Annotated in this window: 21 protein-coding genes; 7 read left to right on the top strand and 14 right to left on the bottom strand. The window is 43.3% G+C overall.

What is annotated here, in order from left to right:
* Positions 1 to 103 precede the first annotated feature (103 nt).
* The 4 genes from zrgA (at position 104) to VCA1004_RS01495 (ending at position 3519) form a co-directional block, all read left to right on the top strand.
* Complete coding sequence (zrgA, locus tag VCA1004_RS01510) at positions 104 to 709, top strand: zinc uptake protein ZrgA (protein WP_126000515.1); 606 nt, start codon at positions 104 to 106, stop codon at positions 707 to 709.
* A gap of 283 nt (positions 710 to 992) precedes the next feature.
* Positions 993 to 1724: an ABC transporter ATP-binding protein gene (locus VCA1004_RS01505; RefSeq protein WP_086982089.1), complete on the top strand. Its 732-nt coding sequence runs from the start codon at positions 993 to 995 to the stop codon at positions 1722 to 1724.
* A complete protein-coding gene (locus tag VCA1004_RS01500; protein WP_086982088.1) occupies positions 1721 to 2980 on the top strand; it encodes an ABC transporter permease in 1260 nt (419 codons plus the stop codon). The genes VCA1004_RS01505 and VCA1004_RS01500 overlap by 4 nt, the downstream gene beginning before the upstream one ends.
* Positions 2981 to 2988: 8 nt before the next feature.
* The gene (locus VCA1004_RS01495) at positions 2989 to 3519 is read left to right on the top strand and encodes a DUF3299 domain-containing protein (RefSeq protein WP_408646891.1); all 531 of its coding nucleotides are present in this window, start codon (positions 2989 to 2991) and stop codon (positions 3517 to 3519) included.
* A gap of 68 nt (positions 3520 to 3587) precedes the next feature.
* Here the strand turns inward: VCA1004_RS01495 and cysC are convergent, their stop codons facing one another.
* The 5 genes from cysC to cobA form a co-directional block, all read right to left on the bottom strand.
* Entirely contained in the window at positions 3588 to 4199 is a 612-nt protein-coding gene (cysC, locus tag VCA1004_RS01490; protein WP_086982087.1) for an adenylyl-sulfate kinase, read from the bottom strand.
* A gap of 43 nt (positions 4200 to 4242) precedes the next feature.
* Positions 4243 to 5967: an SLC13 family permease gene (locus VCA1004_RS01485; RefSeq protein ID WP_086984594.1), complete on the bottom strand. Its 1725-nt coding sequence runs from the start codon at positions 5965 to 5967 to the stop codon at positions 4243 to 4245.
* A 27-nt stretch (positions 5968 to 5994) separates the two neighbouring features.
* Positions 5995 to 7446 (bottom strand): sulfate adenylyltransferase subunit CysN, encoded by a 1452-nt coding sequence (cysN, locus tag VCA1004_RS01480; RefSeq protein WP_086982086.1) that lies wholly within the window; start codon positions 7444 to 7446, stop codon positions 5995 to 5997.
* A gap of 53 nt (positions 7447 to 7499) precedes the next feature.
* A complete protein-coding gene (gene cysD, locus VCA1004_RS01475) occupies positions 7500 to 8408 on the bottom strand; it encodes a sulfate adenylyltransferase subunit CysD (protein WP_086982085.1) in 909 nt (302 codons plus the stop codon).
* A gap of 65 nt (positions 8409 to 8473) precedes the next feature.
* The gene (gene cobA, locus VCA1004_RS01470) at positions 8474 to 9286 is read right to left on the bottom strand and encodes a uroporphyrinogen-III C-methyltransferase (RefSeq protein ID WP_408646890.1); all 813 of its coding nucleotides are present in this window, start codon (positions 9284 to 9286) and stop codon (positions 8474 to 8476) included.
* 262 nt (positions 9287 to 9548) lie between these two features.
* Here cobA and VCA1004_RS01465 point away from each other — a divergent pair, with 262 nt between their 5' ends.
* Positions 9549 to 10004 (top strand): GNAT family N-acetyltransferase, encoded by a 456-nt coding sequence (locus VCA1004_RS01465; RefSeq protein WP_086982083.1) that lies wholly within the window; start codon positions 9549 to 9551, stop codon positions 10002 to 10004.
* A gap of 1 nt (position 10005) precedes the next feature.
* Here VCA1004_RS01465 and VCA1004_RS01460 read toward each other — a convergent pair whose 3' ends face one another.
* A complete protein-coding gene (locus tag VCA1004_RS01460; RefSeq protein WP_086982082.1) occupies positions 10006 to 10650 on the bottom strand; it encodes a LysM-like peptidoglycan-binding domain-containing protein in 645 nt (214 codons plus the stop codon).
* A gap of 176 nt (positions 10651 to 10826) precedes the next feature.
* On the opposite strand from VCA1004_RS01460, the gene VCA1004_RS01455 reads away from it, so the two are divergent.
* Positions 10827 to 11447, top strand: coding sequence for an FKBP-type peptidyl-prolyl cis-trans isomerase (locus VCA1004_RS01455; protein WP_086982081.1), 621 nt, complete (start codon positions 10827 to 10829; stop codon positions 11445 to 11447).
* 109 nt (positions 11448 to 11556) lie between these two features.
* The gene (locus VCA1004_RS01450) at positions 11557 to 12021 is read left to right on the top strand and encodes a DUF2780 domain-containing protein (protein ID WP_086982080.1); all 465 of its coding nucleotides are present in this window, start codon (positions 11557 to 11559) and stop codon (positions 12019 to 12021) included.
* A gap of 294 nt (positions 12022 to 12315) precedes the next feature.
* Here VCA1004_RS01450 and rplQ read toward each other — a convergent pair whose 3' ends face one another.
* From rplQ to rplO, 8 genes are all read right to left on the bottom strand, one after another.
* Positions 12316 to 12702, bottom strand: coding sequence for a 50S ribosomal protein L17 (gene rplQ, locus VCA1004_RS01445; RefSeq protein ID WP_086982079.1), 387 nt, complete (start codon positions 12700 to 12702; stop codon positions 12316 to 12318).
* 26 nt (positions 12703 to 12728) lie between these two features.
* Complete coding sequence (locus tag VCA1004_RS01440; RefSeq protein ID WP_086982078.1) at positions 12729 to 13721, bottom strand: DNA-directed RNA polymerase subunit alpha; 993 nt, start codon at positions 13719 to 13721, stop codon at positions 12729 to 12731.
* Positions 13722 to 13745: 24 nt separating this feature from the next.
* Positions 13746 to 14366 carry a 30S ribosomal protein S4 gene (gene rpsD, locus VCA1004_RS01435; RefSeq protein WP_086982077.1) on the bottom strand — a complete coding sequence of 207 codons (621 nt, stop codon included), beginning with the start codon at positions 14364 to 14366 and terminating at the stop codon, positions 13746 to 13748.
* Positions 14367 to 14395: 29 nt separating this feature from the next.
* The gene (gene rpsK / locus VCA1004_RS01430; protein ID WP_086982076.1) at positions 14396 to 14785 is read right to left on the bottom strand and encodes a 30S ribosomal protein S11; all 390 of its coding nucleotides are present in this window, start codon (positions 14783 to 14785) and stop codon (positions 14396 to 14398) included.
* Positions 14786 to 14806: 21 nt separating this feature from the next.
* Positions 14807 to 15163: a 30S ribosomal protein S13 gene (gene rpsM / locus VCA1004_RS01425; RefSeq protein WP_086982075.1), complete on the bottom strand. Its 357-nt coding sequence runs from the start codon at positions 15161 to 15163 to the stop codon at positions 14807 to 14809.
* A 147-nt stretch (positions 15164 to 15310) separates the two neighbouring features.
* Positions 15311 to 15424: a 50S ribosomal protein L36 gene (gene rpmJ, locus VCA1004_RS01420; RefSeq protein ID WP_000868186.1), complete on the bottom strand. Its 114-nt coding sequence runs from the start codon at positions 15422 to 15424 to the stop codon at positions 15311 to 15313.
* Between the two features lie 41 nt (positions 15425 to 15465).
* The gene (gene secY / locus VCA1004_RS01415) at positions 15466 to 16800 is read right to left on the bottom strand and encodes a preprotein translocase subunit SecY (RefSeq protein WP_086982074.1); all 1335 of its coding nucleotides are present in this window, start codon (positions 16798 to 16800) and stop codon (positions 15466 to 15468) included.
* Positions 16801 to 16820: 20 nt separating this feature from the next.
* Positions 16821 to 17255, bottom strand: a complete 435-nt coding sequence (gene rplO / locus VCA1004_RS01410; RefSeq protein ID WP_086982073.1) for a 50S ribosomal protein L15 — start codon at positions 17253 to 17255, stop codon at positions 16821 to 16823.
* Positions 17256 to 17260: the final 5 nt, after the last annotated feature.

The following is a 17260-nucleotide window of genomic DNA, read 5'->3' as shown; positions in this document are numbered from 1 at the left end:
ACACGATGACTCAGCCCAATATTGAACTAATGAACTAATGAATTAATGGTTATATACCTCATTCATTCTTCATCATTGGGCACTAAACTAAAAGAGAAACGAAATGGACACACGTATTCTAGCACTATCAACTTTGTCACTCTCTCTGCTCAATACTCCCGCTTTTGCAGAATCATCCAACGAATTTATTCAGCATCAAGCACATGTTCATGGCATGGTTAATTTTAGTATCGTCCAAGATGCTCAAGATATTTTGATTGAAGTTCAAGCTCCAGGCATGGATATATTGGGTTTTGAACACTCACCACAAACTGAAAGTGAAAAACTCAGCTATCAACAGGCTAAGGTCACTCTGGCGGATGGCGTAAAAATGTTTCAATTGCCCGCGGCTGCGCATTGTCAGTTAGTCAGTGCTGTCGTCGATAGCAGTATTAGTGCTGATGAGTCTACCGACCATGAGCATGACCACGACCACGACCACGACCACGACCACGACCACGACCACGACCACGACCACGACCACGAGGATCATGGTTCTTTCAATATTCAATATCAATACCAATGTTCTGATATTAGTAAACTTTCTCAATTAACCACGCTCTGGTTTCAGCAATTCCCGAATACTCAATCAATTGAAGTAAACTTGCTGACCGATCAGGCGCAAAAACATCTTGAGCTCAAGCAACCCAATGCGACTATTCGTTGGTAATACGAGGTAAGTGAATAATCGCTCACATTCAATAACTGGCCATAAATAGGTTGAGCGTTAAAGCGACTAAACCTTTTACTGGTTAAGTGGTCCTAAAAACTAACTAGTTCTAAAAACTAAGTGGTTCTAAAAACAACGATAACGAAACGGTTATCGTTGTTTTTATTAAGTCATACCAATCACACTAATTAGATGGTTAGATAATGACTGTGATTGCTATCAGGTAGACATGGATTTATAAAGCAGGGGACTGCCCCCTATTTATTGAACTAAAGATGGAAAAATGATGACACTTCACTCTGAGGCAGTACGCCTAGACCAGGTCCAATTTGCTTGGCCAAAATCCCCTCATTTGGTCATCGACATTGAGCAACTGACGGTCAAAACAAACCAACACGTCTTCATTAAAGGCCCAAGTGGAAGTGGTAAATCAACCTTACTGAGTTTGTTAACTGGAATGATGACGCCGCAAACGGGTGAAATTCATCTTCTAGGACACAATTTAGGACAATTAACTCAGGCGCAGCGCGATCAATTTCGCTCCCATCATATTGGTTATATTTTCCAACAATTCAATTTATTACCTTATCTTTCTGTGATTGAAAATGTGTTATTACCGTGTCGTTTTTCTCATTTACGCCAACGCCAGACTACTCACAATCATCACACAGCCGAGCAACAGGCCGAGCAATTATTGCATCGACTACAGTTACCAGCAGACTGCTTTCAACGTTCAGTCAATCAATTGAGTATCGGTCAACAACAACGAGTTGCCGCTGCGCGAGCGTTAATTGGCCAACCTGAGCTGATCATTGCCGATGAACCCACTTCCTCTTTAGATGCCGATAATCGCCAAGTCTTCATTGAGTTATTACTGGAAGAAGCCAATCAATCCGGCGCAACAGTGCTCTTTGTCAGTCATGATGCAAGCTTGCAGCGTTATTTTGAGCGCTGTATTGATCTGACTGACATTAATCGCGTGAACCCCTTCACATCAGCGGAGAAACTGTCATGAGCGCCATTATTTCTTTAGCTTGGAAAAGCCTGCTCAACCGTAAAACGACAGCCCTACTCACCATTTTTACGGTCGCAATTTCGGTATTGCTGCTGCTCGGTGTCGAAAAAATTCGCACTCAAGCCAAAAGCAGCTTTGCTAATACGATCTCAAATACCGATCTGATTGTCGGTGCTCGTTCGGGCGATATCAATTTGCTCCTTTACTCGGTGTTTAGGATCGGCAATGCGACTAATAATATTGATTGGACAAGTTATCAAGCCATCCGGAAGTTACCACAAGTCAAATGGGCCATTCCGATCTCATTGGGCGACTCTCATCGTGGCTTTCGCGTCATGGGAACCAATCAGGATTACTTTAAATTTTATCATTATGGAAGTAAGCAACCACTTACTTTCGCTTATGGTCATGAGTTTAAAGGCTTGTTTGATGTGGTGTTAGGTTCGGATGTCGCCAAAAAGTTACACTATCAATTAGGCGATGATCTGATTATTGCGCATGGAATTAGTGACAAAGCCTTTACTCGCCATAACAATCTTCCTTTTACTGTGGTTGGAATATTAGCCCCCACAGGCACTCCCGTAGATAAAACTGTGCATGTATCGTTAGAAGCCATAGAAGCGATTCATATTGGTTGGGAATCGGGCGCACATTTAGGCCATACTCCCAGCCAAGAGCAATTAAAACAAACTCAGTTTGAACCGAAACAAATCACCGCCTTTTTATTAGGGCTCAACTCTAAAATTCAAACTTTCATGCTACAAAGGCAAATCAATAATTATCCCAAAGAGCCTTTGAGTGCGATTTTACCGGGCATTGCTTTAAGCGAATTATGGGGCATGATGTCGGTTGCCGAACAAGCCTTGATGGTCATTTCCGCTTTCGTGGTGGTGGCAGGGTTATTAGGTATGCTGACTGGCCTGTTAACCAGTTTACAAGAGCGGCGACGTGAAATGGCGATTTTACGGGCAATGGGCGCGCAACCGAAGCATATTTTCTTTTTGCTTATGAGTGAAGCAAGCTTGCTGACCTTATTAGGTATCTCGTTTGGTGTGGCGTTGTTGTATATGGTTTTAGCGTCCTCCGCTCCCATCATAGAGCAACAGTATGGAATAAAGATTGCGTTGAGCACCTTAACCCATCATGATCTGACCTTGTTGTTGTTAGTACAAGCTTCAGGGGTCTTGATTGGGTTATTCCCATCGTTTAAAGCGTACCGCCATTCTATTATTGATGGCATGACCATTAAGGTATAACTATGCAAATGTTTCGTGCTTACTCTGCTCACTCATCACTGAAAATACTCGGCCTACTGCTGTGCCTTTTAACCGCATTCAGTATGCTCGCTCATGCACAAAATGATAAGCAGCCACTCAAACTAGATTGGTTAGATTTGGTGCCTATCGATGAGCAAAAAAACTTTGATAAGTTGGGAATGCCGGCCCCTGGTGGCCATGAAGGCGGCGCGGCAAAACAAAACTTAATCGGAAACACTCGCCCAGAATTAAATAAAAGTTATGTCAAAATTCCGGGCTTTGTCATCCCACTAGAAGGCGATGAAAACACCATTACTGAGTTTTTACTGGTACCCTATTTTGGCGCTTGTATTCATGTGCCACCACCGCCGCCCAATCAAATCATTTACGTCAAATTTCCGAAAGGGGCTCCGGTGCAACAATTGTGGGATGTAGTGTATGTAATTGGCACCTTGGAAACGCAAACTCTCGATCATGAATTAGCGCAAACGGGTTATACCTTGGAAGGAGACGCTATTGAAGAATACGACGATCTCTAAACATGGCATGCCCTGCTATCGTTAACCTTGTATTTAACCTCAGTGAGTGTGAGAGCGATAATGGTCGATTACGCAATCACCGCTCTCTCTCTTAAAGCTTGTAAGCATTGCGCAACCAGTTCATCTAAAGAGTGCTCACCGGCCAATAAGTCTATTTCTGGCTGTTGCGGCGCTTCGTAATCAGAATCAATGCCGGTAAAATTAGCGATTTCCCCGGCACGGGCTTTCTTATACAACCCCTTAGGATCTCGCTGCTCACAGACAGCAAGAGGCGCATTAACAAAAACCTCGATAAATTCCCCTTCAGGCAGCAACTCTCGCACCATTTGACGTTCAGCACGATGGGGTGAAATGAAGGCCGAAAGCACAATCAAGCCAGCGTCAGCCATCAATTTCGCTAATTCACCAATACGACGAATATTTTCACGGCGATCTTGGGCCGAGAAACCTAAATCACGACACAATCCATGACGAACATTATCACCATCTAATAAATACGTGTGATAACCCAGTTGTGCTAATTTGCTTTCGAGAGCCCCCGCTACGGTTGATTTCCCTGCTCCCGATAACCCGGTAAACCACAAAACGACTGGTTTTTGATTTTTCAATTCAGCGCGAGTTTGCTTGGTCACTTGATGCTGATGCCAAATGACGTTTTCATCTTTAGTTAATTCGGTCATAAAAGAGTCCATCCTAATGGCTTACGCCGTAATAATTACAATATTAAAAAGGAAAAAAATATGGGATTAAAGTTAAGGTCACGGCGGAATAGACCAGCGAAATCGGCAACCCTATTTTAATAAAATCTTTAACCCGGTAATTGCCGACGCTATACACCAATAAGTTTGTTTGATAACCATAAGGTGAAATAAAGCTCGCACTGGCTCCAAACAAAACCGCCATAATAAACGGCATAGGATCGACACCATAGCCAACCGCCATGCTATAACCTAAAGGGAAGGCCAATGCAGCCGCCGCATTATTGGTGATAAGCTCCGTTAATAATAAGGTCAGCAAATAGGTTGCAATCAAAGCGCCCAATGGGCCCGAGCCATGAAACAGATGGATAAAGCCATTACCTATTTCTTGTGATAACCCAGAAGACATCATCAATTGCGCCAAACATAAAGCTGAGCCGACAATCATGACAATATCGATCGGAAAACGGCGTCTTAATTCACCAATCCCCACCGCTCCGATGAACAGCATCACCACTAAATACCCTGCCAAACCTTTAATAATCGGGATCACTCCCAGCAATGACAAACTGATAATCGCGGCAAAACCAAGCAGCACCATAGCTGATTTACTGCGATCCAATTTGGCACTCGAATCTAAGTCATTAATGAGAACAAATTCTTTATTATGCGCTTGTCTTGCTGACTGAAACCCCTTACCAGGCACGAGTACTAAAGTATCTCCAGCAGCAAGTGCAATACTTCCTAACCCGCCTTCTAAGCGCTCATGACCACGACGAATGGCTACCACCACCGCATCAAAACGCTCTCTAAATTGACTTGATTTCAACGTCTTATCGCATATTGATGAGGACTGGCTAACCACAACTTCGATAAAACTTTGCCCGTTAAGGTGATGCTGTCCATACAAGGTGATCCCAGGGATCTCTTGTAAGGTTGCGACACTTTCCACATCGCCACAAAATAACAAACGATCATTTTCTAGCAGTAGCAGATCCGGTGTCACTGATGGTATCGTCACGCCATTACGTACTACTTCCGCCAAAAATAATTTGCGTAATGCACGTAAGTTATTTTGAGCAATACTTTTACCGATAAGAGGAGACCCTCGCTCCACTTTAGCCTCAAGAAAATAAGGCAAATCATCCTGCTCATGAGTCTCACTGTGCGGTAATAAATAGCTCAATGGGATCAACACCATCACACCGATCAATAAAATCGCAAGGCCTATGCATGTAGGAGCAAAAAAACCTAGGCTCGGTAAGCCAGCATCAACCACAAAGCTATTAATGATTAAATTGGTGGAGGTGCCAATTAAAGTAAGCGTCCCTCCTAAGATCGCCGCATAAGATAACGGGATCAATAACCGTGATGGTGCATGCGATTGATTACGCTTGATCGCCCCAATCAAAGACACCACCACCGCGGTATTATTGGTAAAGGAAGACAGAAAAGCCGTGGATAACCCTAGTTTTGCCACCGCAGTCCCCAGTCTCCCAGAGGAGATATGGCGGCTAATCCAACTGATCAAGCGCGTTTTTTCTAATGCGCAAGAAGCCAAGATCAGCAAGACTAAAGTTAACAAAGAAGCATTGGTGAAATTTTTCGCCAAGCCATCCAGATCCACCGCTCCGGTCATAAAAGCCATTAAAGCGGTGGTGGCAAAAATAAAGCTCGGTTTTATTTTGGTGAAGATCAAAGCGCCAATAATGGCAACCAATAGGAGTAACACTAACCATTTTTCCAGCATGGCACCTTGCTCCACCATCCACATACTTTACGAGTTCTCATCACTGCGAACAGCATGGAACAAGTGACCAATATCTTTGGCCTCCCAATGAGGAAAATGCTTACGGATTAAGGCATTTAACTCGACCTCAAAGCTCGATACACTCGTAGCTTGAGCCTGTAAGCCAGTTAGACGTTCTCGGATCATACCGGCCCCAACCGTCACATTGGTTAAGCGATCGATAATAATAAAACCACCGGTATCCGAGCAGTCGGTATAGTGGTCTAAAGCGACTGTTTCAGTTAGAGAAATCTCACATAACCCAATTCCATTTAATGGCAATTCTGTGGCATCAAAAGCCTCTAGCTTGTTAATGTCATATTGATGCTTCACCTGCTCCAATTGACCAATGGTCTTCTTGCCGGCAATTTTAATGTCGTACTGACGCCCTGGAGCAAAAGGTTGATCCGTCATCCAGACCACATCAGCTAAAAATTGATTAGTCGCTTTGATCTTGGCTCCTGTAGGCACCAATAAATCCCCACGGCTAATATCGATTTCATCTTGCAAGGTTAAGGTCACCGCTTGTCCCGCTCGCGCTGAATCTAAATCACCATCAAAGGTAACGATTCTCGCGACTTTAGAGCTCTTGCCAGAAGGTAATGCGGTTATCTCATCCCCGACACTGATGGTGCCATTGGCAATCGTGCCGGCAAAACCGCGAAAGTCGAGATTCGGGCGGTTGACATATTGCACCGGCAAGCGAAATTCACCTTGGGTGTGCGCTTGGCTCAGATCGATATCTTCAAGAATTTGTAATAAGGGCTTACCTTGATACCATGCAAGGTTTTGTGTTTGATCGACTACGTTATCCCCTTCCAAGGCTGAAATCGGGATAAGTTGAATATCAATATTTGGATTCAAGTGTTGCGAGAACGCCAGATATTGCTCACGGATCTCGTCAAATCGTTGCTGAGAATAATCCACTAAGTCCATTTTATTAACCGCTACCACAAAATTACGAATCCCCAATAAACTGGAAATAAAAGAATGACGACGAGTTTGATCTAAGACGCCTTTACGAGCATCAATCAAGATCACCGCCACATCACAAGTGGATGCACCAGTGGCCATGTTACGTGTGTATTGCTCATGCCCCGGAGTATCAGCAATGATAAATTTACGTTTTTTGGTCGAGAAGTAACGATAGGCAACATCAATGGTAATGCCTTGTTCACGCTCCGCTTGTAGGCCATCAACCAGTAAAGCCAGATCCGGTCGCTCACCGGTAGTTCCGACACGTTGACTGTCATTATTTACCGCCGCTAATTGATCTTCATAAATTTGCTTAGAATCGTGTAGCAAACGGCCAATTAACGTGCTTTTCCCATCATCGACAGAACCACAGGTTAAAAAGCGCATTAACGATTTGTATTGGTGTTGGGTGAGATACCCTTCAATGCCTAATTCTGCCAACTCGGCTTCAATGACTGCATTCATAATAAATCCTTTTGGTAACGTTCAATATTGACACTTTTGTGAGTAGGCATTGCTTAGAAATAACCTTGGCGTTTCTTCAATTCCATCGATCCTGACTGATCATGGTCGATCGCCCGACCTTGACGTTCACTCGAGGTCGCGACCAACATTTCTTGAATGATCTCAGGTAGCGTTGCCGCAGTGGATTCAATGGCTCCGGTCAACGGATAACAGCCCAGCGTTCGAAAACGTACACTCTTTTGTTCAACCTTATCCCCTTCTTCAAATTGGAAGCGATCATCGTCCACCATGATCAACATGCCATCTCGTTCCACCACAGGGCGTACCGCCGCTAAATACAGTGGCACGATTTCAATGTTTTCAAGATAGATGTATTGCCAAATATCCAATTCAGTCCAATTTGAAAGTGGGAACACGCGAATGCTTTCCCCTTTATTGACTTGGCCGTTATAGGTATGCCATAGCTCTGGGCGCTGATTTTTAGGGTCCCAAGTATGGTGTTTATCACGAAATGAATACACTCGCTCTTTCGCGCGTGACTTTTCTTCATCACGACGAGCCCCACCAAAAGCAGCATCAAAACCATATTTATTCAATGCTTGTTTTAAACCTTGAGTTTTCATGATGTCGGTGTGTTTAGATGAACCATGTACAAATGGATTACATCCCATCGCCAAGCCTTCAGGATTCTTATGCACTAACAAATCAAAACCATATTTTTTGGCTGTGCGATCGCGAAATTCGATCATTTCTTTAAATTTCCAATCCGTATCTACGTGCAAAAGTGGAAAGGGAATTTTGCCGGGATAAAAAGCTTTACGCGCTAAATGCAACATCACCGCTGAATCTTTGCCGATTGAGTACATCATGACGGGATTATCAAATTCAGCCGCCACTTCACGGATAATATGAATACTCTCCGCTTCCAGTTGCTGTAAATGTGTTAAACGTTCTTGTTCCATGATTTCTATCCTTTATGCACTGAATGCGTTTTTAATGAGGAGCCTTTACCGTTCTTCGTCAAAAATTAAACCGCAAGACTTTGAACTGATTCGAGATTTTGAGCTTTAGGACCAAACCAAGCCAATTGCTCGGCTAATTGAACCACCTCACCCACCACGATTAAGGCAGGAGATTCTGCTTGTTGAGCGAGTGTTGCCAAATCGGTGAGTTTTCCGATTAAAACTTTTTGCTGACGTTGTGTCCCTCGCTCAATGATGGCGATCGGTGTATCGATATGACGACCATGATCCATCAATTGCTGCTGAATATAAGAAGACTTCATGAGCCCCATATAAATCACTAAAGTTTGTTTACCACGAGCCAGCGTGGTCCAATCCATGTGATCATGTTCTGATTGCAAATGCCCAGTAATGAACATCGCTGATTGAGCATAATCTCGGTGAGTTAATGGGATCCCCGCGTAGGCAGTCGCTCCTGCAGCAGCGGTAATGCCCGGGATGACTTCAAAACCAATCCCTGCCCTAGCAAGCACTTCAAGCTCTTCCCCACCGCGACCAAACATAAAAGGATCACCACCTTTAATTCGCGCCACTTTATAGCCTTGTTGAGCAAAATCGATTAACAGCTGATTGGTTTTTTCTTGCGGAACACTGTGATGACCCGCTCTCTTACCAACACAAACTAAGATGGTTGAATCAGGAATGAGAGCCATAATGTCATCGGATACCAAATAGTCGTACAACACCACATCGGCCTGTTGTAAATAAGACAAAGCCTTAATTGTCAGAAGCTCAGCATCACCAGGCCCAGCGCCGATTAAAGCCACTTGCCCAGCCATTAAGCGACTCTTAGAGAAAGGAGGTAACGCCTCTTTCATCCCAACCGGGTTCGAGCTTGAGGTCTGTGGAGATTTTTTATTTGGAAATAATGCAACCGTATCCATACTTGTTAGCCCTTAAACTTAATTGCTAACCATTATGACCATCTGCCTCGATGAGCTGAAATGCTAAAATTTCATTTTTTATTCGAATAACTGCTAAGGGAATATAGCCATGAGGAATAAGCATTAACAAAAGGAGTGATAAATTGAACAGAAAGCCCTATTATATTGATAAAAATTAACCAGATAGGTGTTTAGCATGCAATGGATATGTAAATCATTTGAACAGTTGAGCACGCTCGAACTTTATCAAGTTCTACAATTACGAGTAAATGTCTTTGTGGTTGAGCAAACTTGCCCCTATCCAGAACTGGATGGTAAGGATTACCTACCAGGGGTATACCATTTATTGGGATATCAAGATGGAGAGCTGATTGCTTGCACACGTTTGCTCGCTGCCGGCATCAGTTACGATACTGTTAGTATAGGTCGAGTAGCAGCCCACCCATCCATAAGGGGACAGGGTTTAGGGCATCAACTAATGCAAGTATCAATTGAGCAATGCCAACAATTGTGGGGAGAGGTTGATATCACCATTGGCGCTCAAGCACATTTAGAAAAGTATTATCGCCAACATGGCTTTAAGAGCATCTCAGAGGAATACCTTGAAGATGATATTCCCCATATCGATATGATAAGACACGCATCGCGGTAAATTAACGGCTACGTTCAAACCCACCGCTGCTTAAACGGAAAAACATGACTGCACCGTCTTCTTTCTCAAGTTGCAGAATATCCAGATCACCACGATTGGTCAGTTTAAATCGAATTAACTGGCCTTCTTTAATATGGCTAAGTGGTTTATCTTTTCCTTGAATTTCCAATAGTTGCGTCAAATCTGATAAAGCAAGATCATTGTTTCTAAAGACTTGCGATAAGGTATCACCTTGTTTTACCGTGTAATCATTCCATGGTTCAGGGCCTGCATTATTAGAGACTTTGCGCGTAACTTCTTCATTAGCATCGCTCCCACCACTGAGTTGAACTCGTTGCTCATGAGTTTCTATTTTAGGTTTAGGTTTGGTTGCCGCGGTTTCCTCGCCATTAATAATTAAAGGCACTGTCATGCGTGATGGTTTATCTACTGATGTAACAGAGTCTGCTTGCTCGCTGCGCCCCTCTTCAGAAGTCGGCCACAATAGTAATAACAAAACCAAAGGCAATAATATTATCAAGCTACGTTGGTGAACTTTAGGCAGTGAACGCCAAACATGAATAACACTCTGCGAAAATTGACATTGAGTAATAGTCTGACGCAAAGCGTAGATACGGCTATGAGGTTGTTTTTTGCGTTGATTCACGAGCTTTGATCCTATTTTTATTTGCCACAAGGATATTGCATAAAGTAATCGTTTTGTCAGTATATTACAAAATTTTACTCTCCCGACAGATGTAAAACCATTTTCACACTCAAAGTTTCAACAATGAATCATAACTGTTATCCTTAGCGCTTCATTTAAGCAAACAAGAGATTCGCATGTCTGACGTTAAATTAGAAACAATCGAACAAAAAGCAAGCTACGGTATCGGCCTTCAAATGGGTCAACAACTTGCAGGTAGTGGCCTAGAAGGTTTAAATGTTGCTGCTATTGCTAAAGGTATTGCAACATCATTAACTGGTGACATGCCAGAAATCGAAGTTGATGATATCAACAATGCATTACGTGAACTGCACACTCGCGCTGAAGCATTACGTGCAGAAGCGGCAAAAGCGGCAGCCGCTGATGGCGAAGCATTCTTAAAAGACAACGCTCTTCGCCCTGAAGTAACTGTTTTAGAATCTGGCCTACAATATGAAGTTATCACCGAAGGAACTGGTGAAGTTCCAACTTCAGATAAACAAGTCCGTGTACATTACCACGGTCAATTAACTGACGGTACGGTATTTGACAGCTCAGTGACACGTGGTCAACCAGCTGAATTCCCAGTAACGGGTGTAATTGCAGGTTGGGTTGAAGCGTTACAATTGATGCCTGTAGGTTCAAAATGGAAACTCTACATCCCACAAAACTTAGCTTATGGTGAGCGTGGTGCCGGTGCTGCGATCCCTCCATTTGCAGCTCTAGTTTTTGAAGTAGAACTACTAGCTATCCTATAATCATTGTATTCAAATGGTTAAAATTAATAAAAGCAGCGATTGCTGCTTTTTTTATACCTAAAAAACGATTATAACTAGTTACTGTATTTCAACCTAAATGGATTGTACTATGAAGAAACTCGCTCTTACCTTAATTGCTGCCAGTTTAGTTGTTTCTAGCCCTAGCTATGCGCTCTTCGGTCTAGGTGATAAAGATTCTGATGCAGTAACCAAACTTGCTAGCCAAGTACAAAGTAGCTCAACGCTCGTCAACAGTTTAAAAGATCAACTTGGCGTTTCTACTGAACAAGCTGCAGGTGGTGCTGGTGCATTATTAGCTATGGCTTCAACTCAATTGAGTGGTTCAGCTGAAGATGAACTTTCTGGACTATCCTCAAACTTGAGTGGATTATTAGACACAGCAAAATCGACAAGTAATACGCTCGATAGTATGGCGGCAGTGAAAACTGTATTTGAAAAATTGGGATTAGACAGCTCTATGGTTGAGCAATATGTTCCAATCGTCTTAGATTACTTAGGCGATGAAGGGGCAAGTTCAGGCTTGCTCAGCTCTTTAACTGGGCTATGGAAATAATCTTCCAAAATTGAATCAAAGCGGCATGGTTGTCGCTTTTTTTATCTCTCCTTTTGTTATCTCTCAAAAAAGTAACTTTTATATAGAATTAATACTAAAATTTTAATTGTAGAATAACTACTTATTGAAAATTTTATCCTTGTGCTCAAGCCTTGTCCTACGCAACTTCTGACCATCTAATTAGTGAGATTGATATAGCCATATCTTACTCATTTTGCGCGCATTATGATTTTATTGCAGATATAAAAAAACGCCGAATGTAACATTCGACGTTTTTTCATTTATTTAATTCGCTTATTCAGCAGCTTCTTCAGCCGCTGCTTCTGGACGGTCAACAAGCTCAATGTATGCCATTGGCGCTTTGTCACCGGCACGGAAGCCAGCTTTTAGGATACGAGTGTAACCGCCTTGACGGGCAGCAAAACGTGGACCTAATTCATTAAATAGTTTTGCTACAACTTCGTTATCACGAGTGCGAGCAAATGCTAGACGACGGTTAGCAACGCTGTCAGTCTTAGCTAGTGTAATCAAAGGCTCAACTACGCGGCGAAGCTCTTTTGCCTTAGGCAAAGTTGTCTTGATAACTTCATGACGAACTAGAGAGCTAGCCATGTTGCTAAACATCGCTTTGCGATGGCTGCTGTTGCGGTTGAGTTGACGACCACTCTTACGATGGCGCATGACCTAATCCTTCTAACTAATATCAATTAATCTTCAGCAATCGACGCTGGTGGCCAGTTTTCTAGGCGCATACCTAGAGACAGACCGCGCGACGCTAGAACATCTTTAATCTCTGTTAAAGACTTCTTACCAAGGTTTGGCGTTTTAAGAAGCTCAACCTCAGTACGCTGTACAAGATCACCGATGTAGTGAATCGCTTCTGCTTTTAAGCAGTTAGCAGAGCGAACTGTTAGTTCAAGATCGTCTACAGGACGCAGTAGAATAGGATCGAACTCCGGCTTCTCTTCTTTCTCTTCTGGTACACGTACATCACGAAGATCTACGAACGCATCCAATTGCTCAGCTAAAATTGTAGCTGCACGACGGATTGCTTCCTCAGGTTCTAAAGTACCGTTTGTTTCCATATCGATAACAAGCTTGTCTAAGTCAGTACGTTGTTCTACACGTGCTGCTTCTACAGCGTAAGCGATTTTATCAACCGGGCTGTAAGTAGCATCAACAAGTAGACGACCAATTGGACGCTCATCTTCTTCAGTATGGATACGGGCTGAAGACGGAACATAACCACGACCACGTTGAACTTTAATACGCATAGCGATTTCAGATTTGTCATCCGTTAGGTGACAAATAACGTGTTCTGGGTTAGCGATCTCTACATCACCATCATGGATGATGTCACCTGCAACAACAGGGCCCGAGCCTGATTTTTTTAGTGTAATAAACACTTCATCTTTGCCTTCGGCAACACTTACAGCCAACCCTTTCAGGTTAAGAAGGATCTCAAGGATGTCTTCTTGAACGCCTTCTTTGGTGCTGTACTCGTGTAGAACGCCTTCAATCTCTACTTCTGTCACAGCACAACCTGGCATAGAAGATAGAAGAATACGGCGAAGTGCATTACCTAAAGTGTGGCCAAAACCACGCTCTAAAGGCTCAAGAGTTACTTTTGCATGTGTCGTGCTGATCTGTTCGATGTCAACAAGACGTGGCTTAAGAAATTCTGTTACAGAACCCTGCATTGTGTCCTCTCTTTTGTTTAAACCTTACTTAGAGTAAAGTTCGACGATCAAGTGTTCGTTGATGTCAGCAGATAGATCAGAACGCTCTGGGATGCGTTTAAACACACCTTCCATCTTGCTAGCATCTACTTCAATCCAAGTTGGTTTTTCGCGTTGTTCAGCAACTTCTAGAGCAGCTTTAATACGTGATTGCTGTTTAGCTTTTTCACGGATAGAAACAACATCGTTAGCCGTAACTTTGAATGAAGGAACGTTAACTACTTTGCCGTTTACTAGGATAGCTTTGTGGCTAACTAGCTGACGTGATTCAGCGCGAGTAGCACCGAAACCCATGCGGTATACGACATTATCTAAACGACCTTCAAGAAGTTGAAGCAGGTTTTCACCTGTGTTGCCTTTAAGGCGTGCAGCTTCTTTGTAGTAGTTGCGGAATTGTTTTTCTAGTACGCCGTACATACGACGAACTTTTTGCTTCTCACGAAGCTGAACGCCAAACTCAGATAGACGACCGCGACGAGCGCCGTGTACACCTGGTGCGTTATCAATTTTACACTTGGTATCGATCGCGCGGACACCAGACTTAAGGAATAAGTCAGTACCTTCACGACGACTAAGCTTAAGCTTAGGGCCCAAATATCTTGCCATGATCTTTCTCCAATATTCCTAGAAACGAATTAAACGCGACGTTTCTTAGGTGGACGACAACCGTTATGAGGGATCGGAGTTGCATCAACAATGTTAGTGATGCGGTAACCCAATGCGTTTAAAGCACGGATAGTTGACTCACGACCAGGACCTGGGCCCTTAACCATAACTTCCAAGTTCTTTAAGCCATATTCTTTGGCCATTTCACCTGCGCGCTCTGCAGCAACCTGTGCAGCAAATGGCGTAGATTTACGAGAACCACGGAAACCTGAACCACCGGCAGTTGCCCATGCTAGAGCATTACCTTGACGGTCAGAAATGGTCACGATTGTGTTATTAAAAGAAGCATGGATGTGCGCTACGCCATCTGCTACTTGTTTGCGAACGCGTTTACGCGTACGTGTTGGTTGTTTTGCCATTGTACTCTCTACCTTATCCGATTATTTTTTGATCGGCTTGCGCGGACCCTTACGAGTGCGTGCGTTGGTTTTAGTACGCTGTCCACGTAGTGGTAGACTGCGACGATGACGAAGACCGCGGTAACAGCCAAGGTCCATAAGACGCTTGATGTTCATCGATACTTCACGACGTAGATCACCCTCTACAGTGTATTTAGCTACACCATCACGCAGTTGATTAATCTGCTCTTCAGTTAGTTCACTGATCTTAACATCTTCAGCAATACCCACTTCAGCTAAAATAGCTTGAGAGCGAGTCTTACCGATGCCATAGATTGCAGTTAAAGCAATCACAGCATGTTTTTGATCAGGAATGTTAATGCCTGCTATACGGGCCACTATTCACTCCTAGTACTTATATAAAGAATTATCCGCTGCAAAGCCCGTCGAGGATACGCAGCGGCATACTACTTCTTTTGCACGCAAAAGGTAGGCCGAGGAATATACTCGGCCTGCCCTCATATTTCAAGTAAAAATTTCTGCTAATTAGCCTTGGCGTTGTTTATGCTTTGGCTCACTGCAAATTACACGCACAACACCGTTGCGCTTGATAACTTTACAGTTACGGCAGATTTTTTTAACGGAAGCACGAACTTTCATTGCTAAACTCCGTAAATGAAATCTGAACTATACTCGCTAAATTAGCGACCATAGCCTTTCAGATTCGCTTTTTTCAAAACAGAATCATACTGTTGAGACATCAGATGAGTCTGTACCTGTGCCATAAAGTCCATGATAACTACCACTACGATAAGTAGTGAAGTACCACCGAAATAGAACTTAACGTTCCAAGCGGTCATCATAAACTGTGGGACGAGACAAATAAAGGTAATATATAAAGCACCAACTAACGTTAAACGTGTCATGACTTTATCTATGTATCTTGCTGTCTGCTCGCCTGGGCGGATGCCGGGTACGAATGCACCGGACTTCTTCAAATTATCTGCTGTTTCACGAGGGTTAAACACCATCGCTGTATAAAAGAAACAGAAGAAAATAATTGCTGTCGCATAGAGTATTATATACAAAGGTTGACCTGGACTTAGTGCCAAAGACACATCCGTTAACCAACCAAATGTTTTACTCTCGCCGTTCTGGCCAAGCCATTGAGCTAGAGTACCTGGGAACAGGATAATACTTGAAGCAAAGATAGCTGGGATAACACCCGCCATATTTATCTTCAATGGTAAATGCGTACTTTGTGCTGCAAACACTTTACGACCTTGTTGACGCTTCGCATAGTTAACGACAATACGACGTTGACCACGTTCCATGAAAACAACGAAATAAATAACAGCGAACGCAACCACAGCGATTAACAATAGAAGAAGCACGTTCAATTCACCTTGACGCGCTTGCTCAATTGTATGTCCGATTGCAGCAGGCAACCCAGCAACGATACCGGTGAAAATAATCAACGAGATACCATTACCAATTCCGCGCTCAGTAATTTGTTCACCTAACCACATTAAGAACATGGTGCCGGTTACTAAACTAATGGTAGCAATGATTGTGAACAAGGTTTGATCGATAACGACCAGATTTTGGACCATGTTCGGCAAACCAGTTGCGATACCAATGGCTTGGAATGTTGCTAGTACAAGCGTGCCATAGCGTGTGTATCGGCTTATCTTACGACGGCCTGCTTCACCCTCTTTCTTGAGTTCCGCTAACGCTGGATGAACTACAGTTAGCAATTGGACAACAATCGAAGCCGAAATATACGGCATGATGCCCAATGATAATATAGATGCACGCGAAAGAGCACCACCAGAGAACATGTTAAACATTTCAATGATGGTACCTTTTTGCTGTTCGAACAAATCGGCAAGTACAGCCGCATCAATACCAGGAATCGGCACAAAAGAGCCAGCTCGGAATACCAAAAGCGCGAGGATTACGAATAATAAACGCGATTTTAATTCACCAGTACCTTGTTTAGAAGTACTGAAATCTTGTCCTGGTTTTTTAGCCATCTGTACCTATCCTTCGAAGATTAAGCTTCGATTTTACCGCCAGCAGCTTCGATAGCAGCTTGAGCACCTTTAGTCACACGTAGACCTTTAACAGTTACTGGCTTGCTGATTTCACCAGAAAGAACAACTTTAACAAACTCGATGTTCTTAGTGATTACGTTAGCAGCTTTCAAGCTGTCAAGATCGATAACGTCAGCCGTTACTTTCGCTAGCTCAGCTAGACGAACTTCAGCGCTCACTAGGCTCTTACGAGAAGTGAAGCCGAACTTAGGTAGACGTTGTTTCAAAGGCATTTGACCACCTTCGAAACCTGGACGTACAGAGCCGCCAGAACGTGATTTTTGACCTTTGTGACCACGGCCACCAGTTTTACCTAGTCCAGAACCGATACCACGACCTAAACGCTTTTTAGAAGGTTTAGAACCCGCAGCCGGTGATAGAGTATTCAAACGCATTCTGA

This window comes from Vibrio aphrogenes (assembly GCF_002157735.2).
Taxonomy (GTDB): Bacteria; Pseudomonadota; Gammaproteobacteria; order Enterobacterales; family Vibrionaceae; genus Vibrio; species Vibrio aphrogenes.
Note: the sequence above shows the minus strand (reverse complement) of the source record. Positions and strands in the feature narration are given on the sequence as shown.